This window comes from Streptomyces sp. Tue6028, from assembly GCF_002300165.1.
Taxonomy (GTDB): domain Bacteria; phylum Actinomycetota; class Actinomycetes; order Streptomycetales; family Streptomycetaceae; genus Streptomyces; species Streptomyces siamensis.
In genome coordinates, this window is record NZ_MLCE01000013.1 from 209,810 (window position 1) to 235,529 (window position 25,720).

A 25,720-nucleotide genomic window follows, 5' to 3' on the forward strand; every position below is an offset into this window, starting at 1 on the left:
CTGAGGGGGCGGATACGGATCGGCGCCTCCTAGCCGAAGGCTGCCTGCGCGAAGGTCATGCCGATGAACACGGCGCCCAGCCCGGCCACGATCGAGGCCACCACGTTGACCGCGGCGAGAAAGCGCGCTCCGGCCTCGGCGAGGCTGAGCGTTTCGTAGGAGAACGTCGAGTAGGTGGTCAGGGCTCCGCACAGGCCCGTGCCCAGGAAGAGCTGGACGTTCTGCGAGGCGGCTCCGGCGAGCGTCGCTCCGGTCAGCGTGCCCAGGATCACCGATCCGGTGACATTGGCTCCGAACGTGCCCCAGGGGAAAGTGGTGTCATGGCGTGCCTGGACGCTCCGGTCGATCAGGTATCGCATGGGGGCGCCGATGGCCCCTCCGAGAATGACGAGCAAGAACCTCATGTGGCTGCTGCCTCCCGGCCCTTGTAGTGGACCACCTCGACCGGCTGGACGGTGACGAGGCCACTGATGGGCAGTTCTTCGAGCTGAGACATGAAGGCTCGGATGCGGTCCTCTTCATCGATGATGATGACGGCCGTCGGCAGGTCGTCGGCCATGGACAGCAGCCGTGTGGTGTGCACGACCGATGTCGCTCCGAACCCCTCCACACCTCGGAGAACCGTCGCACCGGCCAGGCCGAAGGCATGGGCCCGGTGCACGATCTCCGTGAACAGGGGCTTGTGCTGCCAGGTGTCCGTGTCGTCCACGATGATCGTCAGGCGCAGTGCGTGTCCGTGGAGTCTCATGATCACAGTCCTCTCGTCGCGAGGATGCGTCTGGTGGAGGCCATGCCGATCTTCGCCGCGGCCAGTGCGATGACCACGGTCGCCGCCAGGTACGTCAGGGCGAGGCCTGCCCTGTCCGCTCGCACCAGACGTTCGATGTCGACGCAGTACGTGGAGAAGGTCGTGAAGCCTCCCAGAACTCCGGTCCCGAAGAACGGCCGCAGCAATGGGTGCACGGTGAAGGCTTCTGTGATCATCACCAGGAACACGCCGATGATGAAGCATCCGACCGCGTTGACGCCCAGAGTCGTCCAGGGGAACGCCGCCTTCCCGGTGGGCCAGAGCAATGCCGCTTCGTAGCGGGCCAAAGCACCCAGGGATCCGCCCACAGCAATGACCGAAAGGGTCTGCAGATGCGTACGGCGGGCCTCCCGACGCACGTGCGCCCGTCCCGCCGCAGAACTCTCCGAGACCGCGGTGGCCGGTGAGCGTTGCGCAGGCCCATCACTCACGTTGCCTCGCCCTCACGAGCCGCAGGACCCCAGCTCGGGATGAGCACCCGGTGCGGCCGTCCGGGGCTGATCAAAGGCCCCGACAGGCCGCTTCATCCACCACCCCAACATTAAGCCTTGACCCGGACAGCACCAGACTCATACCTCACTCCCGTCCCGGCTTCCATCACCGCGGTCACGGTGGTGCTCGGTGCTGCCACTGCCACTGCCACTGCCAAGAAGACGAGCGCTTTTGAGTGGCACTGCCCGACCCACGGGCTCTCGCACTCACGTCCGGGCAATCATGTGATCACAGGAAGTTATCGGATTGTTCGGGACGGTATGAGCGGATCCGGAATGGCCTGAGGCTCCGGACGTCGTGATCTGACCCGGGCAATGGAAGGAGAAGCGCATGGCACGAAGATGGGCGTCACTTCTGGTCGCCGTGGGGCTGGTTGCCGCGACACTGGGCCTGGCCGCCCCGGCTCAGGCCGGTACGCGGCAGCTCAAGGTCGCCACGTACAACATCTATCTGGGCGCCGACCTCGCGCCTCTGGCCCTTGCGCAGACTCCGCAGGAGCTCGTCGAGCGAGCCGGGGTCGCCTACGACCAGGTGGTCGCCACCGACTTCCCGTCCCGCGCCCGGGCCATCTCGCGCCTGGTCAGGAACGAGCGCCCCGAGGTCATCGGCCTGCAGGAGGTGGCCCTGTGGAAGAAGGGCCCGCTGACCGGCCCCCTCCACACCACTTACGACTTCCTGGACATCCTGCTCCGCGAGCTGCGCCGGGCCGGTCTCCACTACCGGGCCGCCGCGGTCGACGACACCGGCACCACCACCCTGCCGATCAGTGCGACCGAACGGGCGAGTTTCACGAACCGGGACGCGGTCCTGGTACAGGACGGGCTCCCGGTGACGAACGCGCAGTCGCACCTCTATGCCGCGAAGCTCGTCGTCACCACCCCGTTCGGAGTCACCTTCACCACCGCGAGGGGCTGGTCCGCGGTGGACGTCGCCGTCAAGGGCAAGCCGACCCGGGTGCGGGTGGCCACCACACACCTGCAGCCAGGGGTGCCGGCCATCCGCAACGCCCAGGGGCAGGAGCTGTACGCCGCGCTGGCACAGTCGCCGTATCCCGTCGCCGCTCTCGGCGACTTCAATACCCTGCCCGTCGAAACGACCGGACCCTACGGCACGTTCACCAACGGCGGCTACGACGACGCCTGGCGGACCGTCCACGGCCCCGTGGGCGGATTCACCGCCGTCCAGGACCCCGATCTGCGCAACCTGCCGTCCAAGCTCAGCGCGCGCATCGACTACGTCTTCTACCAGCCCACACACCTTTCTGCCGTCTCCGCCCGCCTGATCGGAGACAAGGTGAGGGACCGGACTCCCAACGGTTTGTGGCCGTCCGATCACGCCGGCCTGGTGGTGGGGCTGCGCCTCCGGTAGCCGACTCCACCCGAACACAGTGGGCCCGCAAGTGGCGCGACGCTGGAATCGACAAAGGGCCAGTCCCGGAGGACCCCCCTCCCGGACTGGCCCTTCTGCCTGCGCCCCGGCGGGATGTGAACCCGCGACACCCGCTTCAGGGGTTCACTCCAAGCCCGCTCCCACGCGACCGCCTCCGCCGCTCTCTGCGGATCCGCGCCTGCCGATTGTCCTCCTTGACGGCCCTGCGGCCGCCGCCTGACGTACCGGCCCCGAACGTCAGCCACAGCCCGCCGGCCCAGGTAGTCGTCGAGCTGCGCGACGCTGCGCGGGCCGATGATCGGCACGTACGCCGTGGCCGCCCGCGCGCCCTGCTCCCGCATCCAGGCGATGGCGACGTGGGAGGCCGGGACGCCGAGCTCGGCCGCGACGTCGAGGACGGCGTCGACGATCGCGGTCTTCCGCGCGATGTCCTCGAAGAACCCGACGGTTGAGGTCGCTGATCCGGCCGGTGGCGCCCCCGCGGTACGTGCCGGTCAGCAGACCGCCGCCGAGCGGGCTCCACGGCGCCGCACCCAGACCGAGCGACTGCGCCCTGGGCAGCAGCTCCCGCTCGGCGGCGCGGTCGACCAGGCTGTACTCGTGCCTTCCGGAAGGGCTGCCGTGCAGGCCACGGCGGGCCTCGGCGACAGCACGGTCAGAAGCCGGGGGCGGAGCCGGCGAAGAACCACAAGGCGGCCGTGTACCACAGCAGTGCGATGACGACGACCAAGGCGCCGCCGGCGGCCGGAAGCGCCCAACCGGGCAGTCGGCGGCTGCGTACCACCAGCACCTTGGCGACGAACACGCCGTACAGGAGGCAGCCCGCGATGGAGTGCACCGCCACTCGGCTGCTCGAGAACTCGACTCCGTAGGCGATGACGCACTGGTAGGCGATGGGCAGCGACAGCAGAAAGGCAAGCAGGCCGATGAGCCGGTGCGTGGGCTGCACCCGGTGCGGCGCGGCGCCCGCTCCTGGCAGGCGCCGGTACATCCACAACCCGAGCAGCAGCTGGACGACCGCGAGTGCCATCAGAGCGCTGCCCAGGCGCGCCTTGAGATCGATGACGCCGACGCCGTGCTGCCCGAACAGGCCCCTGGTGTAGTCGGGTGTGTGCGTGCGGCCGAACACATACACCCCCACCGCGACCGCGACCGGCAGCAAGAAGCCCGCCATCATGCGTGCGGGGCGCCGCTTCCGCTCGCCCGTGTGCTCGGTCATCGGTCCCCCATCGATCGGGTTCGGCCTTGCTGCCCGATGCGTCGACGACGTACGACTGTGGCGCCGGACACGCCGGTTTCCTCGCCGTCGGTCGCCGCGGCCGTTCCCTTCATGAGCGCTCCATGGTGTCGGACGGCGCATCGGTGCAGCCGCGGGAAACGACCCCGGCGGACCTCTTCTCCCAGTTGGCCCCGGGTGCTCGGGGCCTGTCCACTCCAGTTGGTCTGCCCGGGCAGTCGCTGCTCCATCGGGGGCTTGCCCCGGGGCGGAGACAGGAGACCGGTGCCGCTGCCACGCTGAATCCCTGCCGGCATTCCGGCGCACCGTGCTCTACGGTTTCCTCGCCACGGCAATCCAAAAGAGCGCCGCTTACGTAAGCTAGATGCGGCCATAAGCAGGGATACGTCCCTGGGCAGGTGTCGATCGCCTCAGCCGCGATGATCAATTCTTTCCACAGAGACCCGCCGGGCGCGGCGCACCCCCTCGCACTTCGCAGGGATGGGTAGCGGCCGAATCCCCCCACGTTGCGCTCCGAAGTGACGCCGGCTCGAGGGTCTGCAGCTCCCGCTCCCAGCGGAGGTCCGGGTGAAAGTTGTCGCTGCTCTGCCCCGATGTGAGGGAGTGCGCGTACCTGGTTCCGGAGGCGTTCCGGATGCACGGCGAGGAAGCGCCCATGTACGACCCGAACCCCGATGACACGCGGCACGCATCGGCGGAGGCATCGCCGTCATGAACAGTGCCGACCATCTGCAGGCGTTCAAGCGCGACGGCCGCATCGTGATCGTCGGAGCCTCGCTGGCGGGGCTGCGGGCCGCGGAGGCGCTGCGCGATGAGGGCTTCACCGGCTCGCTGACCATGATCGGTGACGAGCTGGGCGAGCCCTACGACCGGCCTCCCCTGTCCAAGCAGGTACTGACCGGATGGGTGCCCGCCTGCGACACCACATTGCCCCGCCGTCGTGCCATCGATGCGGAGTGGCTGCTGGGCGTACCCGCCGACGGGCTGGACCTCGCGACGCACCACGTCCTGCTCGCCGACGGACGCGAGGTTCCCTTCGACCGTGTGCTGATCTCCACCGGAGTACGGGCCCGGCCGTGGTTCGTCGAGTCCGAGGGAGCCCTGGACGGGGTGTTCGTCGTGCGTACCCGCGAGCACGCCGAGAGTCTGCAGCGAGCCCTTGCCGCAGGGCCTTCCCGCGTTCTGATCATCGGCGCCGGATTCATCGGCTCCGAGATCGCCTCCGTCTGCCGCGAGCGGGACATCCCGGTGACCGTCGCCGAACTCGGGGCGGCCCCGCTGGCCGCGGCGCTGGGTGCCCTGGTCGGTGAGGTCGCGGCGGACATGCAGCGCGCTCACGGCGTCGACCTGCGCTGCGGTGTCGAGGTAACCCGGCTCGAGGGCGACGCGCGCGGACGGTTTCGCCGTGCTCACTTCGTCGACGGCAGCACGATCGACGCCGATGTGGCGGTGGTGGCGCTCGGGAGCATCCGCAACACCGAATGGCTCCGGGACTCGGGACTGGCGGCGGGCGTGTGGGGAATCACCTGCGACACGGGCTGCCGCGCCCTCGACATCAACGGCCGCGTCACCGACGACATCTTCGCCGCGGGAGACGTGGCACGCTGCCCGAACCCCCTCTACGAACACCGGCTCATCTCACTGGAGCACTGGGCCAACGCCGTGGAACAGGCCGAGGTCGCGGCACACAACATGGTCAGCGCCCCGGCGGACCGTCGGCCCCACCTGTCCATCCCGCTGTTCTGGTCGATCCAGTTCGGCGCCAACATCAAGTCCGTCGGCGTACCGACCTTCGCCGACGAAGTCGTCGTCACCCATGGATCGCTGGACGACCACCGTTTCGTCAGCGCATACGGCTATCGAGGCCGCGTCACGGCCGCCGTGAGCTTCGACGACGCCAGGTGGCTCGACCACTACCGACGGTTGATCGAGACGGCCGCGCCCTTCCCGCCTTCCTGCCCCACGCCGGACCAGCCGGCCGACATGAAACCGGTGCCCGTGGACTTCCCCGGCCCCACCCTGCTCGCTCAGGGGGCCACCGTGGTCGTCACCGGCGATGACCCGGGTGAGCGCCGCGTCGCGGCCGTGCGCCGGCATCGGCAGGAGGAAGGCCCGCCGACCGCGACCGAGACGCCCGGCATCCTGCAACGGATCTTCGACTACTCCGCCCGGGCCGACCCGTACCCGCTGTATGCCGAGTTGCGTGAGACGCCGGTGGCCCGGCAGGAGGACGGCAGCTACGTCATCAGCACCTATCGCGAGATCAGGGACATTCTGAATGACCCGCATCTGAGCTCCGACATGCGCAATCTGTCGCGTCCGCCCTCGGTCGAGGGAGGGGCCACGTCCTCGTTCATCCACAGGGACCCGCCCGAGCACGATCGCCTGCGGCGTACGGCCATGCGGCACTTCGGCCCCCCGCACACCCGTGGGCTGGTGACCGGGCTCGAAGGCTTCCTGACCGCCACCGTCGGCAGCCTGATCGACGAGCTGGCAGGCAAGGAACAGATCGACGTCGTCGACGACTTCGCCTTCCCGCTCCCCGTGACCGTGATCTGCCGCCTGCTCGGCGTGCCACGCGAGGACGAACCGAGGTTCCACCTCTGGGTGAACGACATCATGAACTCGATCGACTACGACCCCGAGACCGACCCGAAGGAGAGACTGGACAAAGGCGTACAGGCCCGCAAGGACTTGCGCCGATGCCTCTGCGTGCTGGTGGAACAGAGCCACGGCCGGCCGGGCGACGGTCTGTTGGGTCGGCTGGCCGACGACGACGGGCCGGACGGGCGGATGACCGACGCCGAAATCGTCGCGACCGCCAAACTGCTGCTCATCGCCGGCCACGAGACCGTCGTCAACCTCATCACCAACGGCATGCTGACACTGCTGCGCCACCCGCAGGCGCTCCAGCGCCTGCGCGACGACCCGGACCTCGTCGTCCCGCTGGTCGAGGAACTCCTGCGCTACGAGCCTCCCGTGCACATCATTCCCTGGCGGGCGGCGTACAGCGACATCACCGTCGCCGACACCGTCATCCCCAAGGGCTCCCGGATCACGCTCATGCTGGCCTCGGGCAACCGCGATCCGAAGCGCTTCCACGACCCCGACCGCTTCGACCCCGACCGGCGGGACAACCAGCACCTGGGCTTCGGCAGCGGTGTCCACCTCTGCTTCGGCGGCCCGCTGGCCCGGCGGGAGACCCAGATCGCGCTGACCGAGCTGGTACACCGACTCGACCGGCCCAGGCTGGTCGCCGACCCGCCGCCGTACCGGCCCAGCCCCGTTCTTCGCGGTCCGATCCATCTGCAGGTCGAGCAAGGCACCGGCTGACGCGACTGGCGAGGGCGGTTGCAAAGTCGTGCCGCGCGCGCCACTTTGGATGCGCAGCCGCCAACGGCGTCCCCGCGCCCTCGTCCCGGACCCGGACCTGACGGTGGCTCCCCAGGGCGGGAGGGCTGCAAGGGTCGCCGCACAGTCTCGCCTCAGTGCCGTCGAGCCGCAGCACCACCCTTCCGCTCTCGCGAGATCCCCTCCCGAGCCGGGTTGACCCTCGACCTTGTGCAGGGGCCAGAGTGCTGGGTGTGGAGAACGACATGCGCAGCATTGGCGAGATGGCCCGCGAGAGCGGTCTGGGCGTGAGCGCCCTGCGGTTCTACGACCGTGCCGGTGTGCTGGTCCCGGCCTGGGTGGATCCGGTGAGCGGGTACCGCTGGTACGAACCCGAGCAGCTCGAAGAGGCCCGCCTTCTGGCCCGCTTGCGCCGGGCCGGAATGCCACTGCCGGACATCAGGCTGGTACTGGCCAGCTGGTCCGGCGCGGACACCGATCTGGTCCGAAAGCTGCTCAAGGCGCACCTGTCCCGTCTCGAACAGGGACTGTCCGATGCCCGCGGCGAGTTCTCCGCGCTCCGAGCACTACTCGATCACCGGGAGAACGTCATGACTTCGCTCCGCATCGCCACCGTCCGGCTGTCCAGCGCCGCACCCGAGCTGGCGGCCGCGCTGGACGCGGTCCGTTTCGCGGCGAGTACCGACCCTGAACTGCCGATGCTCGGCGGGGTCCTGTTCGACATCGAGGGCGAGAGACTCCACGTCGTGGCCACTGACCGGTACCGAATGGCTGTCGCGCAGGCCGATGTCGCCGGGCACGACGGGAGCCGGGTGCAGGTCGTCGTACCCACCCCGCTCGCCGACGCGATGCGGGCTCTGTTGGACGGCGAGGGACCCGTGCGGCTGTCCGTCGACGGTGACCGCGTGACCCTGGAGGCGGGAGACAGGCAGGCAGCCGGCCAGTGCCTCGACCACGACTTCCCCGACTACCGGCGTCTCCTCCCGCAGGCCGCGGGGCGCCGCGCCGTCGTCGAGGTGGCGGCCTTCCGCAAAACCCTGGAGACCGGTCCTGTCCGTTCCGAAGAGGCCGGAGCGCCCGACCTCAGCCTGCTCAGGGTGGAGGACGGCGGCACGGCGACGCTTTGCACGGACGGTGACGCAGACCCGAACCGCATCGCCGTCAACCGTGAGTTCCTCCTGGACGCGCTGGCCGCCGGAGCCCGGGACCGGCTGATTCTCGAACTCGACACCCCCGCAACGCCGATCGCGATCCGCCGGCCCGACGACGAAGGCACCTTCTCGATCCTGATGCCGGTCCGCCTGGAGGACTGACGGTCCACTCACCCTGATCCGGCTCGCCCAGACCGATCGGACGCAGCCGGCTCAGGGTGCCGGCGAACCCGTTGCCGGCGACAGACGCACCATCGCCGATCGAACGAACCCGCACCACGGTGCTCAGGCCGCCCCATGGAAGCCGTCACGGTTCGTCTGATACGCCCTCACGCTGACGAGTTGTCCCGCGCATGTCCCCGTGACGCGGCGATCAAGTCGTCGGTTCGCGGCCGGATCACCCGGATCAGCCTTTCTCCCGGCTGAATTCGTCCGTGCACCCCCCGGACGTCATGTCCCGAGTGAAGCAGGCGACGAAGGAGCTCGGGGAGCCGTGGAAGGCGAGTTTCATGTCCTCGCAGTCCACGCCGTCGAAGGTGACCTCGCCATACGATCCGAGGAGGGACAGCGTTCCCTGTTGCCGGTCGGCGATCCCGGAGCACTCGGCGCCGACCTCCGCCTTGTCCAAGCCCTCGGCCGTGAACGTGCCGTCGCCCTTGAACTCAACTGTCCTCCCGGCAAAGTCCGACGACACGCCCGTCAGCTGATCGACGGTGTCGACCTCGACCGGGTAGTCGGAGCAGGAGGCCAACAGGAGTGTCACCACGCACCCCAACGCGGCGCCCATGAATGCACGTCGTATCCGCTGATGCTGGTCGGCAGCCATACGGCCCTGCCCCTCGTGTCTCGCACATGCCCGACAGCGACGCCTCAAGGAAGCGGCGAACATTATTTTGAACGTGTTCAAATCCTGATGTCAATGGGACTGGGGCGCGCTTCGCGATGACGGTCCGCGCCTGTGCCCGTCGGCGGATTGCCCGATCCGGTTGGCTCCCGTTCAGCGCCGGGCGGCCCGGCTTCGGTGCTCGCGCGAGTGCGGCACAGTTCCTCGGGGTCCCCCAGCGCCTCATGGGGCCGCCCCCGCCCGAAAGACCGTCTGAGCACCTTGGGATGCCTGCGTACACCGCGTACGCCCCGGCCATCTCTTGAGCCGCACTTCTTACGACATTCTTACCCATTTCCAACCCAGCCCCCGGCCCGGTGTCGGCAGCTCCCCCGCCGGAGGCATCGTTGTGACCGTGGCCTTGCTCGTCCAGGTCTCGGCTCAGGGCCGTAGCTCGCTGCGACCCAAGGAACCGGCCCGCACCTCGCGCGGCAACTGAACCAGTAGTGGGGAAGGTTGAAACTCAGCGGGGCTCAGAGAAGCCGAGGCTCGCGGACCCACACGTAGGGGAACGCCGCCCCTCCCGGTCACGGACCACGCCTCGACGATCACCGGCGAGACCCTCCCACCCGCCGCGGCGCATGACGCCTGAGTCGCCCTCAAGATGATGTGTGGCGAGCTACACTTCAGAGGTGAAATGCCGCGAAACACGGCATAACGTCCGAAGAAGTTCCGTCACCGCGGGAACCCGGTCACAGCGGCCACCGGCGCGACCTGGCGCCGGGGTCCTGGAGACATCGGCGGCAGGGCGGTGCTCTTGAGAATGCCGCGGTAAGCCCAAAGACCGCGCCGCACCCTTTTCCTCCCTCTGCGGCGGCGGCCCTCCACCTCGCGTCCGTCCCTCTGGGAGCCGCGAGAGGCGATGGAGAGGGAGAGGTGATTTCCCATGCGATCACAACGCGCCAGGCGCGTCTTCGTAATCTCGGCTGCCGGTGTGCTGATGGCCGGTGGTGCCGCGATCGGCACGGCGGGCACCGCTTCGGCGAGCTCGAACCACAACTCCAGTTACAGCAGTTCCTGGAACCACGACGACGACTGCGACAACGGTTGGAACGGCGACTGCGGATACGGCCACGGCGGCTATGACAACGGCTACGGCGGCGACCACGGCGGCGGCGGCTATGGCGGCGACCACGGCGGCGGCGGCTATGGCGGCGACCACGGCGGCGGCGGTTACGGCGGCGGTGGCGGTGGTCACGGCGGCGGTGGCGGCGGCGGCGGTGGCGGCGGCCACGGCGGCGGTGGCGGCGGTGGCCACGGCGGCGGTGGCGGCGGCGGACACTGATCCCAGCCACACCGAGCGCCGGTGCCGGCCCCAGGAAGGGGCCGGCACACGGCGTGTCCAGGCCGCGAGGCCGAGCCCGTGGGCCAGGCGACCGGCAGGACAGGGCATGAGCGTGCGGAAACCGCGTCGCTGGCGAACCGGTCGGCGGCGCCGAGCTGCCCTTGGACCCAATCCACCTCGGAGATGATCCCCGCAGCGGCTCGCGGGCCCGGCAACGGCGTCCGGGAAGGCACCGCCGGCGCGGAAGAGAGAGGGCCGGAAGCGCCAACCGCAGCCAACGCAGCGGCCACCTCGTCCTCGCTCGCCCCGGCCAAAACCTCAGGCACTGCACCCCTGCCTCTCCCCCACCGGTCCGGCCTTGGGCCCTTGCGGCACCAAGGGTTCAGAGGCGTGCCCCAGACCCGCCGGGTCCCACCCTGACTTGCACCTCAGTAGGCCCCCATTTTGATCGATCATTCGACCACCCCTTGACGTACGCGAGGGCTGCCGCGTCGAGCCGGGCGATCTCGTCTTCGTCCACACCGGCTGGGCCGACTGGTACCTCACCACCACACCGGAAGAACGCGACGAGGTACGCGCCGAACGACGCGCCACCGGCTTCACCCAGAGCCATGCCTTCGCCGCCTGGTGCTGGGACCACCGCGTCGCACTCCTGGCCACCGACACCTTCGCGGTGGAAGTGCTGCCCGTGGCCGCCACCAGCGACTTCCGCGACACCGCTCCCGAGGACGACGGCATGATGCACCAGGAGCTGATCGCCAAACTGGGCCTCCCCCTAGGCGAGTTGTGGAACCTGCGCACCCTCGCGCTGGACTGCCGTGCCACCGGGCGCTGGGACAGCCTCCTCACCGTCAAACCACTCAACCTGACCGGTGGAGTCGGCTCACCCGCCAACGCCACCGCCCTGCGCTGGCCACTCGCGTCCCGCCACAACTCACACCCGAAATGGGGTAGTCAGTGCTTCTGAAAACCTTCGGCTGGTCGTTCGCGATTACCGCGCTCGGTCTGGTCGCAGCGGCGTTCTACGGGGGGACCGCCTTCGGGATCGTGGCGATCCTGGCCGTCCTGGAGATCGCTCGGCGCGGCTGAGGAAGACGCGGCCTCCAGCACTTCATCAGCGCGACTGCATTCCGGCCCCGACGCTCTTCACGAGCACGCGTCCACACATGACTGAGCACGTCCAGGCACACGTCTGAAGAGTCCGCCGCCGCGGTCACAGCCGCGCCAGGCTCACACTCCGGCGGCGGTGTCCAGGAGGACACCGCCGGGGCGGTCGAGCGAAGGAGGAAGCACCGGCCGCAACCAGCGCGGCCGCCGTCGATCGGCTCAGCCGATGCAGCCAGGAACGCCGTTCGGCGGTGCGCAGTTGTTCGGCTTGTTGCGCTTGACCACGGTGTTGTTCAGCGTGACCGTGCCGCTCGGGCCCTCGAAGATGCCGCCCCCGTCGCCGGCACGGTTGCCGGTGACGGCGCTGTCGTTCAGGGTCGTCGATCCGATGTCGGTGAAGATGCCCCCGCCCTGCGCGGTGCCGCCGCCCGGAGCCTTGGCGGCGTTGTCGCCGATGTCGGAGCGATGCGTCGTCACGGTGCCGCCCGCAGGGTTGTCGATGCCCCCGCCCTGGGCGATGCCGCCGCGAGCGCCGGCCGTGTTGCCGAGCACCTTGCTGCTCGTCAGCGTGAGCTGACCGAAGGCGGCGTTCCTGATCCCGCCGCCCCGCGCGGTACCGCCCGCAGCGGTGGCGGTGTTGTCGACGACGCGGGTGTCGACCATGTGCATCGGGGCGTTGTTCGCGACTCCGCCGCCCGTGGCGAGGCCGCGCGGGGCGCTGGTGGTGTTGCGACTGATGACGGTGTCGGTCACCGTCATGTCGACGGCGTTGGTCAGAGCGCCGCGCGCGATGCCGCCCGGGGCGTCGGCGTGGTTGCCGCTGATGGTGCTGTGTTCGATCGTCGTCTCCGCGAACGCGGCGTGGCCGGCACCGAACGCGGCGCTGTCGGGGTTCTCGGCGACCCGCACGGTGTTGTTGGTCACGCGGCTGCGGTTGAGCGTGAGAGGGCCGTCGTTGGCGATCCCGCCGCCGTCGGCGCTGCCCGCGGTCCTGCCGGTGTAGATGGCCGTGTTGTCGCTGACATCGGTGTCGTTCAAGGTCGCCGCGGGGCCATCGCTGTCGATGCCGCCGCCTTCCACGGGGATGCCGTCGACGGCGGAATCGGCGGCGTTGTGGACCACTCGGCTGTGGTTCACCGTCAGGGTTCCCTGGTTGTTGATGCCGCCCCCGCAGACCGCTCCCTCTCCTCCGGGGATGAGTGGGCAGTCCGTCGCCCGGCCGCCGCTGATGGTGGTCCTGTTGAGCGTCAGGGCGCCTTCCTCGCCCACCAGCAGGATGCGGAAGTCCGGGGCGGACTTGGCGCGCGTGATCGTCGCGCCGTTGCCGTCGATGGTGACCTCGCTGGTGATGACGGGCAGGCCGTTGGCGGGACTGGCCGCGTCCGGGGACATCAGCTTGTAGGTGCACCTGCGGGCCAGCCGGAGGGTGTCGGCGCCCGGTGAACTGTTGGCCGTGGTGATCGCCTCGACGAGCGCCCGGACCTTGCACGGCACGTCCACGGTGGTGGCATGGTCATCCGCCTGTGGCTGGGCAGTGGCGCCGCCTGCCAGGGCCGTCACCAGGCCCAGTGCGGAGGACACCGCGGCGGTGCACGCTCGGATGCGGGTCAGGGTCTGATTCATCGTGCAGCAGCACCTTTCGGCTCTCGGCAGCGTCGCCCAGGCTTTTGGGGGCGAGGTTGACCTGCGCCGAAAGACCTCCGAACCGGACACGCTGCCGCATCGGCCGGATGGCCGAGCGGGCTGCACTCTCGCGGGTTAGAGGCCGCTACGGGACGGCCCTTTGGCAAGGCCGCCGCACGGTCTGACTCGCTCGAAAGGCTGACCGGCACGGCCCGGATCTGAACTCAACCTTGGCTCGGCGTAGGACTCATAGGCCGTCCCTAGACTGCGAGCAGCCCGGCGAGCGTCAAAGCTCCCACAGCACAGAAGAGCCGCCGCTCCCTCCAGCCCGGTCCCGAAGCCTGTCGGGTCAACTCCCAGACGGCCGTCAGACCGCCGCCAAGGCCCAGCGCGCTCCGCAGCAAGAAGACGCCGGTGTGCACAGGGAGCCTCCAAGGACCTTCGAACGGAGTGAAAGGCTACCCCCGGTGATGGTCGCGCAGATGGCCAGCCCCGGCTCGGAGGATCGTGTAGACGTCAGTAGAGCCTCCATGGTGAATCAAGTACGGCCCAGGAACGGCCCCACCGGTCACCTGGCGCTTGGTGCCGGCGACATTCACACGAGAGGGGTGGGCATGGACATCGTCGAACTCATGGAATGGCTGATCGAGCAGGGGTGCTACGCAGTCTTCAAGGCTGACGGCGAGCGCACCCCGGGCACACGATGGATGGTGATCGTCTCTGGCGGAGCCTTGGGCGAGGATTCGTTCTTTCGTACCGACCAGCCCTCGCCGGACGCATGTCTTCAAGACCTGCTTGATCACCTAGAGACGGCTGGGCTCTCTCCCTTTGATTGAGGGCCGGACGAGGACACTCAGTACGTCATCAACAAGATCGTGGGGTGGGGCTTCCTCACCGGTGGCGCTGTGTTCCTGTACGGCGGACGACCATCCTGATCGAATTTGTAGCCGGCTGACCTCGGCAGCACGAGTGCTGCAATGCTGCACGACCGACGTCCCCGTCCGTGACCTGAAAGCGAACAAGCCCCACGCGCCTCCGATGTGCCCAGGCCCACCATCAAGCATCACCTGGGACCCGACACGCGCGAGGCACTCCGGTGTGCCAAACCCATGGACTCACTCGTCGACGAATGCCAATGAGCCCCCTTCCCGGTCAGGAAAGAGGGCTCGCGGCCACACCGTCACGCGCAAGCCGATAGGGAACTCAGACCCACTCCACCTCGGAAACGATGTGCAGCGAAGCCTCAGGGACCGGCAGCGGCGTCCGGGAGGGTGGCGAAGACACCGACGGGCGGGGGGCGAGACGCCGGCCGCGGACAGTGCAGCCGTCACCTCGTCCTCGCTCACCCCCGCCAGCGCCTCAACCACCCGATCGAGCGCCCCGCTCACCTCAGTGCGTGTGACCGCTCGAAGCAGGCGTCGGGCCGGCGTTCTTGACCGTCAGGGGCAGCAGCTTCTTGCCCGTGGGGCCGATCTGGATGTGGGTGTCCATCTGCGGGCACATCACCACGTAGAGCCCCAGCGCCCCACCCGAGGCTATGGGAACACCTCGCCAATGCTGCGCGGCTCCGTGCGCGGCTGCTGGTTGAGCTTGTGGCGCTCGATGGAGGAGTGCCGGTAGACCTCTTTGCGAGCCCGCATGATGTTGCCGAGGGGAGCGTGCTCGGCGGTGACCCGCCAGGGCGTGAAGGACAGGGCGTCCATCTTCGCGAGATTTTCCGGGCCCGAGATGTCCTGCTGCGGCAGCCGCAGCTTGGCGACCGTGACGTACGGCGAGAGTCCCTCGGGCCACTCGACGGTGGTGTCCTCCACGGGCATCCGCTCAAGGTCGGTGCAGAGCTGAACCTGGATGTCGAAGACGTAAGGGCGCTCCTGCAGTTCGGCTTGCAGGGCCGGCCGGTACACCTCGGTTGCGGACGTCGGGTCGACGGTGCGTTGGACGACCGCAGCGGCGGAGTGCGGGTCGGGTGCGATGCGCACCTTGGCGATGTAGTCCCCGTGCCTGACCGCGCCCATGGTCCAGTAGGTCGACAGGAGTAGGTTCACTCGGGGGATGGTGGATAGGCGAAGGTAGGCCAGGAGCTCGTCCCACGCCCAGTCGTCCTGGTCCAGGGTTCCATTCCCGGTCACGAACTCGGTATAGAAGCGGTGTGCGCCGGTTCGGCCTTCGGAGAAGTAGTCCGAGGAGTGCAGGAACAGTTTCTGAATGAACAGGTAGTGCTCGACCGTGTTGCAGAAGAAGATCGGCCCGTTGATGTTGGCGTACTCAAACGTACCTGTGTCCGGTTCGTCTTCGAGGAGGGTCGGGCCGTCGATTCCGAAGATCTTCAGGGCCAGTCCGGAGGATGCGCCGAGTCGCGCGTCGGCTCCGGCGTGGGGCGAGCCGTTGGAAAAGCGAATGAGCGCATCGTGAGTGCCTGGTGTCGCGTAGATACCTTGAGCGTATTCGGCGGGAAGGTCGCTCAGGATCTCCACCTGACCTCGGACCAGCCCGTATCCCTTGGCGTGCGCGTCGCGGAATGCTTGGCCGGTACCACCGCTCTTTACTGACGCGGCGATGTAATCCTCCGCTCTTTCGATCACCTTCTTCAGGGAGACTCCCGCGCCCTCTCCACCCACATTGCCCCCGCGTCCACCGCCCCGCATCCGGTGGCCGGGCGCACCCGCCCGGCCTAGCGTGAGCGGGGAGGAGGAAGTTTCTCCGCACGAATCGACGAGGAGGCCACGGGTGCCCCGTCGCGGTGGGCTGGACTGGTTGCGGACCCGTGATCCGGGACTGCGGGCGGTACGGCGTTCTGCGCGCGTGACGCTCATGGCGTGCACGGGGTTCTACGCCGCGCGCTACGGCCTGGGGAACCACGTCGCGGCGATCTACGCGCTGTTCGGCGCGATCGCCACCGGCGGGATGTCCTTCGTCCCGGGTACTCCGCGTGAGCGCGCCCGCACGCTGCTGGCGGTTCTGCCGGTCGCGGCCGCGCTGGTTTCCCTGGGCACCGTGCTCGGAGCGCACTCGTGGACGGCCGCCCTCGGAATGTTCGTGGTGGGCTTCCTGGTGAGCTACGCCGGGGTGGGCGCGCCCCGGCTGGGCGGGCTGGCGGGCGGCCTCCAGGCGTTCTACATCCTGGCGTGCTTTCCGCCGTACGACCCGACGACGCTCGGGTCGCGCCTGGCCGGGCTGGCGACCGGGGTGGTGCTGATGGCGGCGGCGGAGATGTGGCTGTTGCCGGAACCCCCACCGGGTCGGTACGCGGACCGGCTGGCCGGCGCCGCTGCGCTGGCGTCCGGGGCGCTGCGGGCGCTCGCGACGGAGCAGCGATCACCACCGTTCGACAGCCCGGAGCAGCTGGTGGCGGCGTCGCAAGAGCTGCGGCTGACCCGAGTGCCGGACGACGAACGCCCGACATCGGCGTCGGCGCGGCACCGGGCGCTGTGCCAAAGCGGCGCCTACATGCTTCACCTGCTGGCCCAGACCCGGCAGCTGGCACTGGACGCCCGCGACGCCCCCGGCACCCGCGACCCCGCGGCGGCCCGGCTGCTGCAGGCGTCGGCCACGGCATGCCACGACGTCGCGGTCGGGCTGTCCGGCCGGGGCCCGGCGCCTTCCGACGCCCCCTACACCGCCGCCGCGGCGGACTTCGAAGCCCACCGCGTCCACCCGCCGACGTGGCACCCGAACCGCGCGGCCATGGTGCGCGGCGACGCGATCGCCCTGGACATCGCCCACACCGGAACCCTCCTGGTCACGACGGTGCGCATCGCGCTCGGCGCGCCCGTACGCGCGGACACGACGCCACCCGCCGAGCGGCCGGGCCCGTTCTGGTACGCGGGGCGTCCCACGCTCTCCCTCTACGCGCGCCGCCTCCAGGACCATCTCACGCCCCGGTCGGTGTACTTCCAGAACGCCGTCCGAATCGCGCTGGCCCTGGCGGCCGCCCGGCTGATCGTGGGCGGGCTCGACCTGTCGCACGGCCTCTGGGCACTGCTGGCCACCATCACCGTGATGGGGACCAGCGCCACAGGCACCCGTACGGCGCTGTGGCCGGCATTCAGCGGCACCCTCGCGGGCGCCGCCGTGACAGCTGTGATGCTGTACCTCGTCACCGACCACGTGGCGGTGTACGCGGTCCTGCTGCCGCCTCTGTACCTCCTGGCGTTCTCCGCGGGGCCCGTGCTCGGCATGGGCTGGGGCCAGGCGTTCTCCACGATCGCGGCCGCCGCCGCCTTCGCCCAACTCGACTACGCCAAACCGGGGCTGGCCGCCATCCGCTTCACCGACGTCGTCATCGGCGGCCTCACCGGCGCCCTGATCGGGCTGCTGGCCTGGCCGCAGGGCGGCGCCGGGGAATTGCGCCGCGCCTGCTCGCGGCTCCTGGACCAGAGCACCCGAGCTGTCACCGAGACCATCGACACCATCACCGGAAGCAGCACGACCGGCGACGCATTGGCCCGCGCCCGCCAGGCCCTGGTGATCGCAGAGGAGAGCTACACGCAGTACGCCACCGAACCCGACGACCCTGACCCGGCGCACCCCACCGACAAGGACTGGATGACCATCCTGCTCGCCGGGAACCAGGTGATCACCATCGGACAGAGCCTGCGCAACCACTGCGCCCCGGGCGCACTGGCTGCCTGGCCGCTCAGCGCCACCCACCTGCGCGACGCCGCCCACCGTCTCCGACTGACCGCGCTGCCGCTGATGAACGACCTGCGCTCCAAGAAGCCACGCCCCACGCCCGTCGTGCCCCTGGCCCCGAACACGCCGACCGACCGCACCGTCATCGCCGATGTGTTCGCCGCCTCAGGCGGCCGGGCGACCGACCCGCTGCAGTACTACGCCGTCGACGCCGCCCTCTGGCTGACCAGCCTGCAGGTCATGGTCACAGCGATCCGCCGGGGCTCGGACGCTCGAGTAGCGGCGCCGGGTTGACCCTTCGAAGATCATGGCGACGCCTCACGCCGAATGGGGAAGGGGCTCAGCCGACCAGAGGGAGCACCCTCAGACCCACTCGACTTGGGAGACGATCTGCGGGCTCTCCAGGAACAGGCAGTGGCGTCCGGGAGGACGCCCCCCCCGCACACACCACTCACCCCAGCTCCCCCGCGCACGCCACTACGGGCCCGCAGACGCCGAGGGAAGCCGAGGCTCATGGACCCACACCTCAGGGAATGCCAACAAGCCCCCTCCCAATCAAGGAAGGGGGCTCAGATGGTCTGGGTTCCGCCCGGCAGCGCCGAACTTCCCTCAGACCCACTCCACCTCGGAGACAATCCCCGCAGCGACTCCAGGGCCCGGCAACGGCGTCCGGGAGGACGCCGCCGGCGCGGAGGGGCGAGGGCCCGAAACGCCAACCGCACGGCAGTGTCGAACGGCTCTTCCCTGCCGTCGTCATCAATGATCACTATCTCGCTCTCGATAGGGCTCGTTGGCCTGTCGCAGGTGAAGGGTCTGTACGTGCCGGCCCCGAGACGCGACCAGTCCCGCCTTTGCTGCCGAGCGCGCGCAAGGACCTCGGAGGGCGATGCGCGCAGAGCTGGTGCCCTGCGTGCTTCCGCGCTCCTGTGCCGGCGGCGATGGCAGGGCGATCGGGGCGGAGGCAGGCGAGGCGGCGCTCAGGAGCATGCGATCTCGTCGGCGGCGATCGTGGCGCCGGGCCGCCGCCCATCGACGCTGCCTCAGATCATCCGGCGACCTGGACAGGACTCGTCTCAAACGCTCCGCAGATGAGCAGCTGGTAAGGGAGGAGCACCTGCTGGAAGCTGGCCGGCGGATAGATGCCGATGTAGTCGGGGAGTGGCCGACAATCCGGGGCGACTGCCGCGTTGTTGGTGCGTATCGTCGCACTGACCGTCTGGCCGGGGTCTACGGTCACTGTGGTCGTGGGGGAGCTGCTGTGCGTTGCTGGGCTACCGATCTGTTGGTGGCCGGCGTCCAGGACGCTCACGCCGGGGTATCCACGCAGGCTGCAGACGCGCGTGGAGGTGTTGGTGAAGTTCACGGGGATGAAGATGGATCCGGCGGCGTACTCCTCCTGGCCGAGAGACAAGCGCAAGTCGGCGGCCGTGCAGGGCGGGGTGAGGGGTGCGGCTTGTGGGGAGTGGGTTGCGCCAACCGCGGTGGCAGCGGCAAGGAGTGCGGCGGCGGTCAGTGCGGCTGTTCTCGTCCTGGGGATCATGGTGGGCCTCCGTTGGCTGGACAGCCGCCGGTGTGGCGCCTGCCACAGCTTCCAGGTTGCGGCTGCTCGCGCGTGGGCGCAGCTCGGGTCTGGAGTGGCGATCACTCGGTGTCTGGGTTGGGCTGGTGGGTCCAGGGGATGCGCGCCTGCTGGAGGTAGTAAGCGTGCCGACTGCCATCGCCAAAAAGGTGATCACCTTCTCGCTGGTCAGCATTCCGGTCAGCGTGCATCCCGCAACGTCCCAGCATCGGGTCCCGCTCCACATGGTCCATGATCGCGGCGGGGGGCGGCTGAGGTACAGACGCGTCTGCAAGCTCGACGGGCAGGAGCTCGCGGAAGGCGAGATCGCCCGCGGCGTCGAGATGCCCGACGGCGGCACGCTTGTCCTCTCGCGCCAAGATCTGGAGCAGTTGCCGACGCCGGACACCAAGGAGATCCGAGTGCTGGGCTTCCTGAACGAGAGCCGGGTGGACCCCCTGCACTACGACAATCCTGTGGCGATGAGTGCCAGATCTGGGCAACTCGCTCTGAAAGTCGTGCAGTAGGGCCCCGCAGTGACTTAGCCGTGAGCGCCATCGGAGTGCGCGAGCTCCGTGGAGCCGATTGCCAAGCCGCGGCGACGTAGCTCTCACCCGGCATCTGCGACTGATTGCTGTGCGCGGTACGGGTGCCGGCCGGGCTGGAGCGGGGCGGAGACAGGAGGGCAGGGCCGGCCTGGGGCCGGGCCGCGCGCTGTGAGCGGAGCGAGCCGCCTTGAACCAGTAGTGGAAAAGGTTGTAACTCAGGGGGTTCAGGGAAGCCCAGGCTGATGGACCCATACGTCAGGGAATGCCAACAAGCCCCCTCCCGGTCAAGGAAGGGGGCTCAGATGGACTCGGTTCCGCCCGGCAGCGCCTAACTGCCCTCAGACCCACTCCACCTCGGAGACGATCCCCGCAGCGGCTCCAGGGCCCGGCAACGGCGTCCGAGAGGACGCCGCCGCAGAGGGGCGAGGGCCCGAAACGCCAACCGCAGCGAACGCAGCAGCGACCTCGCCCTCGCTCGCCCCGGCCAAAAACCTCAGGCACCCGATCGAGCGCCCCGCTCACCTCAGTGCGTGTGACCGCTCGAAGCAGGCGTCGGACCGGCGTTCTTGACCGTCAGGGGCAGCAGCTTCTTGCCCGTGGGGCCGATCTGGATGTGGGTGTCCATCTGCGGGCAGTCAGGCACGCACACCCGCGCCACGCCCTGCCGACAACTGCTTTAGCCAGCTGGACCCAGCCTGACGCAGTCGGGGCCCGCCTCCTGACGGAAGCAGGCCCCGACGCAATCATCCGCTATGGGTCAACCCTTGCCCTCAAGGGTCCCTGAGCATTTCGAGCACTCTTATCCGACGGAAACCACCGGTTCGGGCCCCGGAAAGTTCGGAGGGAGCCCATGCGGTTCGGCCGTCCCGGAGCACAACCAGGCGAGATAGCTCGAGAGGCTGCCCTCGTAGTGGAACCAGTCGTCATTCCGCCCAGCCACAACAACTGTCCATTCCCTCCCAGTGCCGGACTAGCAGACACCGAGTTTGACCGCACGGGACTCATGCTCACGCTTTGCCTGGTGGAGAAGAGACCGGTCGGAGAACCTACGAGGTCCGCGATCAAGGGGGTGGGACAAGGCCCCGGGAGCTACATAGGGCGTCCAGGGGCGTGACCAGGGGATTCTTGGCACTTCCCGGGCATGTGACGCAGGGGCCGCAGCACTCAGTGCAGCCGGTATCGGTTCACTTCGAGGGCTGGTCACCGTGGTCGTCTTGGAGCATACGGCGACGTTCCTGTTCGCGCTTGGAGTAGGCGGCTGCGCGGATCGCCTCGTCGCTCTCCAATCCTGATCCCAGCGCGCCGCCCACGGTGGCGACCGAAGCGACGAACCAGGACAACGTCAAGTACTCCGTGGTGTGCAGCGGGGTTCGTGTCATGGAAGCGAACACTCGGTCGTTGAGGATGAACAGCGCCCACGCCAAGTTGATGATGATCAAGCCCCCGTAGCAGACGAGCACACCGATACCCACGGTCATGACCGTCGAGGCGTTGTAGAGCCTGGCCCTCTGCCTCGCCTCGGGTGAGCTCTCTGTTGATCGATGCCACAGCTCCCCGTCTACGATCAGCCAGCCGATCATGAGCCCGACGGACCCGACCATGGCGATCACGAGACGTGGCCCGCTCAGCGCCGCAGCCAGGCTCCAGGTGGTGGAGTTCACGGTGGCGACTGCTCCTGTGGCGAGTGCGGCCGCCAGGGCTTTCGACAAGCCGGGCACCAACCGCCACGGCCGGTTGGCGCGGATCATACCGACGAGCACCCTCAGGTATCCGCGGGGCCCGCTGACGACGTACCGGAGATCGGCGGTCTCCTCCTCACCGATCGGGTCCGGGTGGATAGGCGTGAGACGACCGGCGAAGGGGCCCAGAAGCGGCTGACTTGGAGGTCCTTCGCCCCCAGCGGCCCGCGGACCCGCCAAGCCGAGCACGGCTTCTTCCACGGCCCGCCGCGCCCTCGTCTGCAGCCGTAAGCCCCCCAGCGTAGGAAGAGACAACAGCGCCAAGCCGTGTTCGTAACTCAGATCCACAACGAGCTTGCGCCCGTGAGAGTGCAGCGGAAGGTCGGTGAGGGCCACGACGATGTCCCAGTTCTCTGCACTTCCACGGTCCATGATCCGGCGCATCAGGGTGGGCAGGTCCTCGGTCCCTGAGGTGAAGGGCTCACTGACCACCTCGACGTTGAACCGTCGCCCTTGGCCTGACTTGTCAGCGAGCCGAGTAGGAAGTGTCTGGGCCATGCGCTGCGCGATCTCCGTCGGCGCATCCGGATCCGCCAGGAGAGCCACGACCGTAACGTCCTGAGACGACACCCGCATGACTCGACCCTTCTTGTCGGCGGCCCCGCGATCGCAAGTGCCCACAGGATGCCCCCGAGGTAACGTCGACGCCTGCGGAAGATGACGGATCAGGACGCGCGCACCGGGGTGGGTGACGGCTCCGGCGGCGAGCGCCGCGGCTCCTGGAGCGGGAAGTAGTCTCCCGGCCGCGTGGAGCGCCGCCACAGGTACACCGCTGTCGCCATGACGAGGATTAGCCCCGCCAGGACCAGCAGTTCGATCCCCTCGACGTTCCACCGGAAGGATTTCTCCGCCTCGGCCGTCACGATGAGCACCTTGCGGATGCCGGCAATCAGGCCGACGACGAGGAACGGCTCCGCGTCGAGGGTCTGGTTCCTGATAGTGAGGCGGACGGTGTGGAGCAGCTCGGCCACGATGAACAGCACAAGGCCGTTGTCCAGGGCGGAGAGAACGACCGTCTCCTCGTGATACGGCCCCTGGATCGACCTGATGACGTCGTGGATGACCCCGACGGTCAGGAGCCCCGCGAGCAGTACGAGGAGCGCCGCGACGACCAGGTGGATGCCGTCCTCGATGAGCTGCAGGAGGCCCTGTAACCGGCCGCCCTCGATCTTCGGGGTATTGGGTCGCACAGTCAGCATGCTAGGGGTGCTCCGGCCTGCAGGCGCGGCGTGCTGGGCGAACGGGTGGACGAGCGGATCCCTCCCTGTGGTGGCAGCCCGGGCGCGACGAGGCGCGACATCAGTGGCCGGTTGGGCCGAGTACAGGTACTGCGCCAGTCACAGCCGCTTGCTCTGGGGCCTGCGGCTGCACTTGGTGTGCACCCTCCAGCGCCTGCCAGTTGCCTTCGCCCTGACCGGCGCCACGGCCGACGAGTGCGAGACCCTGCTGGACATCCTCGCTGCCGAACCCGGCCTGGCCGCCGACCGGCCCGGCCAGACGCTGATCGGCGACAGGAACTACTACGGCCGGGGCTTCGAACACGAACTGGCCGGGCAGGACATCCGGCTGCTGCGCCCGGCCCGCAGAGGCGAGCCCGAGCAGCCCGGAGCGCCCCTGTTCAAGCCGTTGCGGCAGGTCATCGAGTCGGTCAACGAGACACCCGGCAGCGCCGCTGCCCTTAGAACCACTCCACCTCGGAGACAATCCCCGCTGCAACTCCGGGGCCCGGCAACGGCGTCCGGGAGGACACCGCCGGCGCAGAGGAGCGAGGGCCCGAAACGCCAACCGCAGCGAACGCAGCAGCGACCCCGTCCTCGCTCGCCCCCGCCAGCGCCTCAACCACCCGATCGAGTGCCTCGCTCACGTCAGTGAGAGTGACCGCTCGAAGCAGGCGTCGGACCGGCGTTCTTGACCGTCAAGGGCAGCAGCTTCTTGCCCGTGGGGCCGATCTGGATGTGGGTGTCCATCTGCGGGCAGACCCCGCAGTCGAAGCACGGGGTCCAGCGGCAGTCCTCGACCTCGGTCTCGTCGAGGGCGTCCTGCCAGTCCTCCCACAGCCAGTCCTTGTCGAGGCCCGAGTCGAGGTGGTCCCAGGGGAGGACCTCCTCGTAGGTGCGCTCGCGGGTGGTGTACCAGTCGACGTCGACACCGAACGCCGGGAGCGTCTTCTCGGCGCAGGCCATCCAGCGGTCGTACGAGAAGTGCTCGCGCCAGCCGTCGAAGCGGCCGCCGTCCTCGTAGACGGCGCGGATGACGGCGCCGATGCGGCGGTCGCCGCGGGAGAGCAGGCCCTCGACGATGCCCGGCTTGCCGTCGTGGTAGCGGAAGCCGATCGAGCGGCCGTACTTCTTGTCGCCGCGGATCTTGTCGCGAAGCTTCTCCAGGCGGGCGTCCGTCTCCTCTGCGGAGAGCTGCGGGGCCCACTGGAAGGGGGTGTGCGGCTTGGGGACGAAGCCGCCGATGGACACCGTGCAGCGGATGTCGTTCTGGCCGGAGACCTTGCGGCCCTCGGCGATCACGTTCATCGCCATGTCGGCGATCTGCATGACGTCCTCGTCCGTCTCCGTCGGCAGGCCGCACATGAAGTACAGCTTCACCTGGCGCCAGCCGTTGCCGTAGGCGGTGGAGACGGTCCGGATGAGGTCCTCTTCCGAGACCATCTTGTTGATGACCTTGCGCATGCGCTCACTGCCGCCCTCGGGGGCGAAGGTGAGGCCGGAGCGGCGGCCGTTGCGGGTCAGCTCGTTGGCCAGGTCGACGTTGAAGGCGTCCACGCGGGTGGAGGGGAGGGACAGACCGATCTTGTCCTCCTCGTACCGGTCCGCGAGGCCCTTGGCGATGTCGCCGATCTCCGAGTGGTCCGCGGAGGACAGGGAGAGCAGGCCGACCTCCTCGAAGCCCGTGGCCTTCAGACCCTTCTCGACCATGTCGCCGATGCCGGTGATGCTTCGCTCCCGCACGGGGCGCGTGATCATGCCGGCCTGGCAGAAGCGGCAGCCGCGCGTGCAGCCGCGGAAGATCTCCACGGACATCCGCTCGTGGACGGTCTCGGCCAGCGGGACCAGCGGCTGCTTCGGGTAGGGCCACTCGTCGAGGTCCATGACGGTGTGCTTGGACACGCGCCACGGCACGCCCGACTTGTTCGGGACCACACGGGCGATACGGCCGTCGGGGAGGTACTCGACGTCGTAGAACGCCGGGATGTAGACGCTGCCGGTCTTCGCGAGGCGGAAGAGGACCTCCTCGCGGCCGCCGGGACGGCCCTCCGCCTTCCAGGCGCGGATGATCTCGGTCATGTCGAGCACGGCCTGCTCGCCGTCGCCGATGATCGCCGCGTCGATGAAGTCGGCGATGGGCTCGGGGTTGAAGGCCGCGTGGCCGCCGGCCAGCACGATCGGGTCGTCGACCGTACGGTCCTTGGACTCCAGGGGAATCCCCGCGAGGTCGAGGGCCGTGAGCATGTTCGTGTAGCCCAGCTCCGTGGAGAAGGACAGGCCGAACACGTCGAAGGCCTTCACCGGGCGGTGGCTGTCCACGGTGAACTGCGGGACGCCGTGCTCCCGCATCAGCGCCTCCAGGTCCGGCCACACGCTGTAGGTGCGCTCGGCGAGGACGCCCTCGCGCTCGTTCAGTACCTCGTAGAGGATCATGACGCCCTGGTTGGGCAGTCCGACCTCGTAGGCGTCGGGGTACATCAGCGCCCAGCGGACGTCACAGGCGTCCCAGGGCTTGACCGTGGAGTTGAGCTCTCCGCCGACGTACTGGATCGGCTTCTGCACGTGCGGGAGCAGAGCTTCGAGCTGCGGGAACACAGACTCAGCGGCCTCGGCGGTTTCGGCGGGCATGTCGCGAACCTTCGTGAGCTGACAGGGGTGACCATCTAGCCTAACGCGGCCGGAGGGGAGCACCGGACCGTC

The 25,720-nt window shown here is 68.9% G+C and carries 20 protein-coding genes and 4 pseudogenes; 12 read left to right on the forward strand and 12 right to left on the reverse strand.

Annotated features, from left to right (window positions below; translation table 11 throughout):
- Positions 1–29: 29 nt before the first annotated feature.
- The 3 genes from crcB (BKI49_RS12345) to crcB (BKI49_RS12355) are packed head-to-tail and all read right to left on the reverse strand — an operon-like array spanning position 30 to position 1,167.
- Positions 30–404, reverse strand: a complete 375-nt coding sequence (gene crcB / locus BKI49_RS12345) for a fluoride efflux transporter CrcB (protein ID WP_095934284.1) — start codon at positions 402–404, stop codon at positions 30–32.
- On the reverse strand, positions 401–751 hold the full coding sequence (locus tag BKI49_RS12350; RefSeq protein WP_179332423.1) for a DUF190 domain-containing protein: 351 nt from the start codon (positions 749–751) through the stop codon (positions 401–403). The genes crcB (BKI49_RS12345) and BKI49_RS12350 overlap by 4 nt, the downstream gene beginning before the upstream one ends.
- Positions 751–1,167 carry a fluoride efflux transporter CrcB gene (gene crcB / locus BKI49_RS12355; protein WP_257004733.1) on the reverse strand — a complete coding sequence of 139 codons (417 nt, stop codon included), beginning with the start codon at positions 1,165–1,167 and terminating at the stop codon, positions 751–753. The genes BKI49_RS12350 and crcB (BKI49_RS12355) overlap by 1 nt, the downstream gene beginning before the upstream one ends.
- Before the next feature lie 463 nt (positions 1,168–1,630).
- Here crcB (BKI49_RS12355) and BKI49_RS12360 point away from each other — a divergent pair, with 463 nt between their 5' ends.
- Positions 1,631–2,668, forward strand: a complete 1,038-nt coding sequence (locus BKI49_RS12360) for an endonuclease/exonuclease/phosphatase family protein (protein ID WP_095934287.1) — start codon at positions 1,631–1,633, stop codon at positions 2,666–2,668.
- A 258-nt stretch (positions 2,669–2,926) separates the two neighbouring features.
- On the opposite strand, the gene BKI49_RS36310 is transcribed toward BKI49_RS12360, so the two are convergent.
- Positions 2,927–3,316 (reverse strand): aldo/keto reductase, encoded by a 390-nt coding sequence (locus BKI49_RS36310; RefSeq protein WP_373557541.1) that lies wholly within the window; start codon positions 3,314–3,316, stop codon positions 2,927–2,929.
- A gap of 28 nt (positions 3,317–3,344) precedes the next feature.
- On the reverse strand, positions 3,345–3,908 hold the full coding sequence (locus BKI49_RS12365) for a DUF6529 family protein (RefSeq protein WP_257004734.1): 564 nt from the start codon (positions 3,906–3,908) through the stop codon (positions 3,345–3,347).
- 729 nt (positions 3,909–4,637) lie between these two features.
- Here BKI49_RS12365 and BKI49_RS35285 point away from each other — a divergent pair.
- The 3 genes and pseudogenes from BKI49_RS35285 to BKI49_RS12380 all read left to right on the forward strand — a co-directional run.
- Positions 4,638–6,005, forward strand: a pseudogene (locus tag BKI49_RS35285) (NAD(P)/FAD-dependent oxidoreductase); the annotation flags it as partial.
- A gap of 135 nt (positions 6,006–6,140) precedes the next feature.
- Positions 6,141–7,259: a cytochrome P450 gene (locus BKI49_RS36315; RefSeq protein WP_373557542.1), complete on the forward strand. Its 1,119-nt coding sequence runs from the start codon at positions 6,141–6,143 to the stop codon at positions 7,257–7,259.
- A gap of 263 nt (positions 7,260–7,522) precedes the next feature.
- Positions 7,523–8,590, forward strand: a complete 1,068-nt coding sequence (locus tag BKI49_RS12380) for a DNA polymerase III subunit beta family protein (RefSeq protein WP_095934313.1) — start codon at positions 7,523–7,525, stop codon at positions 8,588–8,590.
- 244 nt (positions 8,591–8,834) lie between these two features.
- Here the strand turns inward: BKI49_RS12380 and BKI49_RS12385 are convergent, their stop codons facing one another.
- Positions 8,835–9,254 carry a hypothetical protein gene (locus BKI49_RS12385; RefSeq protein ID WP_095934288.1) on the reverse strand — a complete coding sequence of 140 codons (420 nt, stop codon included), beginning with the start codon at positions 9,252–9,254 and terminating at the stop codon, positions 8,835–8,837.
- Between the two features lie 943 nt (positions 9,255–10,197).
- Here BKI49_RS12385 and BKI49_RS35030 point away from each other — a divergent pair.
- From BKI49_RS35030 to BKI49_RS35770, 4 genes and pseudogenes are all read left to right on the forward strand, one after another.
- Complete coding sequence (locus tag BKI49_RS35030; protein ID WP_143658430.1) at positions 10,198–10,596, forward strand: hypothetical protein; 399 nt, start codon at positions 10,198–10,200, stop codon at positions 10,594–10,596.
- A gap of 454 nt (positions 10,597–11,050) precedes the next feature.
- Positions 11,051–11,263, forward strand: a pseudogene (locus tag BKI49_RS35760) (cyclase family protein); the annotation flags it as partial.
- Positions 11,264–11,284: 21 nt separating this feature from the next.
- Entirely contained in the window at positions 11,285–11,563 is a 279-nt protein-coding gene (locus BKI49_RS35765) for a hypothetical protein (RefSeq protein ID WP_257004735.1), read from the forward strand.
- Positions 11,554–11,673, forward strand: a pseudogene (locus BKI49_RS35770) (DUF475 domain-containing protein); the annotation flags it as partial. The gene BKI49_RS35765 and the pseudogene BKI49_RS35770, both read left to right, overlap by 10 nt.
- A gap of 249 nt (positions 11,674–11,922) precedes the next feature.
- On the opposite strand, the gene BKI49_RS12405 reads toward BKI49_RS35770, so the two are convergent.
- Positions 11,923–13,326, reverse strand: a complete 1,404-nt coding sequence (locus BKI49_RS12405) for a hypothetical protein (protein WP_095934289.1) — start codon at positions 13,324–13,326, stop codon at positions 11,923–11,925.
- Between the two features lie 614 nt (positions 13,327–13,940).
- On the opposite strand from BKI49_RS12405, the gene BKI49_RS12410 reads away from it, so the two are divergent.
- Complete coding sequence (locus BKI49_RS12410; protein ID WP_095934314.1) at positions 13,941–14,162, forward strand: hypothetical protein; 222 nt, start codon at positions 13,941–13,943, stop codon at positions 14,160–14,162.
- Between the two features lie 699 nt (positions 14,163–14,861).
- Here the strand turns inward: BKI49_RS12410 and BKI49_RS12415 are convergent.
- The gene (locus BKI49_RS12415) at positions 14,862–15,944 is read right to left on the reverse strand and encodes a catalase family protein (protein WP_257004736.1); all 1,083 of its coding nucleotides are present in this window, start codon (positions 15,942–15,944) and stop codon (positions 14,862–14,864) included.
- Between the two features lie 193 nt (positions 15,945–16,137).
- Here BKI49_RS12415 and BKI49_RS12420 point away from each other — a divergent pair, with 193 nt between their 5' ends.
- On the forward strand, positions 16,138–18,252 hold the full coding sequence (locus BKI49_RS12420; protein WP_257004741.1) for an FUSC family protein: 2,115 nt from the start codon (positions 16,138–16,140) through the stop codon (positions 18,250–18,252).
- Positions 18,253–19,003: 751 nt separating this feature from the next.
- Here BKI49_RS12420 and BKI49_RS12425 read toward each other — a convergent pair.
- Positions 19,004–19,498 carry a DUF4232 domain-containing protein gene (locus BKI49_RS12425; protein ID WP_095934291.1) on the reverse strand — a complete coding sequence of 165 codons (495 nt, stop codon included), beginning with the start codon at positions 19,496–19,498 and terminating at the stop codon, positions 19,004–19,006.
- 164 nt (positions 19,499–19,662) lie between these two features.
- On the opposite strand from BKI49_RS12425, the gene BKI49_RS35290 reads away from it, so the two are divergent.
- Entirely contained in the window at positions 19,663–20,043 is a 381-nt protein-coding gene (locus BKI49_RS35290) for a Ku protein (RefSeq protein WP_179332416.1), read from the forward strand.
- Between the two features lie 1,205 nt (positions 20,044–21,248).
- On the opposite strand, the gene BKI49_RS12435 is transcribed toward BKI49_RS35290, so the two are convergent.
- Both BKI49_RS12435 and BKI49_RS12440 read right to left on the reverse strand, forming a co-directional pair.
- Positions 21,249–22,379: a hypothetical protein gene (locus BKI49_RS12435; RefSeq protein WP_179332417.1), complete on the reverse strand. Its 1,131-nt coding sequence runs from the start codon at positions 22,377–22,379 to the stop codon at positions 21,249–21,251.
- 89 nt (positions 22,380–22,468) lie between these two features.
- Positions 22,469–23,002, reverse strand: coding sequence for a phosphate-starvation-inducible PsiE family protein (locus BKI49_RS12440; RefSeq protein WP_095934292.1), 534 nt, complete (start codon positions 23,000–23,002; stop codon positions 22,469–22,471).
- Positions 23,003–23,048: 46 nt separating this feature from the next.
- On the opposite strand from BKI49_RS12440, the pseudogene BKI49_RS36410 reads away from it, so the two are divergent.
- A pseudogene (locus BKI49_RS36410) lies at positions 23,049–23,462 on the forward strand (transposase); the annotation flags it as partial.
- A gap of 206 nt (positions 23,463–23,668) precedes the next feature.
- Here the strand turns inward: BKI49_RS36410 and BKI49_RS12450 are convergent.
- On the reverse strand, positions 23,669–25,648 hold the full coding sequence (locus tag BKI49_RS12450; RefSeq protein ID WP_095934293.1) for a TIGR03960 family B12-binding radical SAM protein: 1,980 nt from the start codon (positions 25,646–25,648) through the stop codon (positions 23,669–23,671).
- Between the last annotated feature and the right edge of the window lie 72 nt (positions 25,649–25,720).

What these genes read in the sequence shown, in the direction of transcription:
- crcB (WP_095934284.1), bottom strand. Translation starts at nt 404, where the DNA reads ATGAGGTTCTTGCTCGTCATTCTCGGAGGGGCCATCGGCGCCCCCATG.
- BKI49_RS12360 (WP_095934287.1), top strand. Translation starts at nt 1,631, where the DNA reads ATGGCACGAAGATGGGCGTCACTTCTGGTCGCCGTGGGGCTGGTTGCC.
- BKI49_RS12365 (WP_257004734.1), bottom strand. Translation starts at nt 3,908, where the DNA reads ATGACCGAGCACACGGGCGAGCGGAAGCGGCGCCCCGCACGCATGATG.
- BKI49_RS12380 (WP_095934313.1), top strand. Translation starts at nt 7,523, where the DNA reads ATGCGCAGCATTGGCGAGATGGCCCGCGAGAGCGGTCTGGGCGTGAGC.
- BKI49_RS12385 (WP_095934288.1), bottom strand. Translation starts at nt 9,254, where the DNA reads ATGGCTGCCGACCAGCATCAGCGGATACGACGTGCATTCATGGGCGCC.
- BKI49_RS35030 (WP_143658430.1), top strand. Translation starts at nt 10,198, where the DNA reads ATGCGATCACAACGCGCCAGGCGCGTCTTCGTAATCTCGGCTGCCGGT.
- BKI49_RS12405 (WP_095934289.1), bottom strand. Translation starts at nt 13,326, where the DNA reads ATGAATCAGACCCTGACCCGCATCCGAGCGTGCACCGCCGCGGTGTCC.
- BKI49_RS12410 (WP_095934314.1), top strand. Translation starts at nt 13,941, where the DNA reads ATGGACATCGTCGAACTCATGGAATGGCTGATCGAGCAGGGGTGCTAC.
- BKI49_RS12420 (WP_257004741.1), top strand. Translation starts at nt 16,138, where the DNA reads ATGGCGTGCACGGGGTTCTACGCCGCGCGCTACGGCCTGGGGAACCAC.
- BKI49_RS12425 (WP_095934291.1), bottom strand. Translation starts at nt 19,498, where the DNA reads ATGATCCCCAGGACGAGAACAGCCGCACTGACCGCCGCCGCACTCCTT.
- BKI49_RS12435 (WP_179332417.1), bottom strand. Translation starts at nt 22,379, where the DNA reads ATGCGGGTGTCGTCTCAGGACGTTACGGTCGTGGCTCTCCTGGCGGAT.
- BKI49_RS12440 (WP_095934292.1), bottom strand. Translation starts at nt 23,002, where the DNA reads ATGCTGACTGTGCGACCCAATACCCCGAAGATCGAGGGCGGCCGGTTA.
- BKI49_RS12450 (WP_095934293.1), bottom strand. Translation starts at nt 25,648, where the DNA reads ATGCCCGCCGAAACCGCCGAGGCCGCTGAGTCTGTGTTCCCGCAGCTC.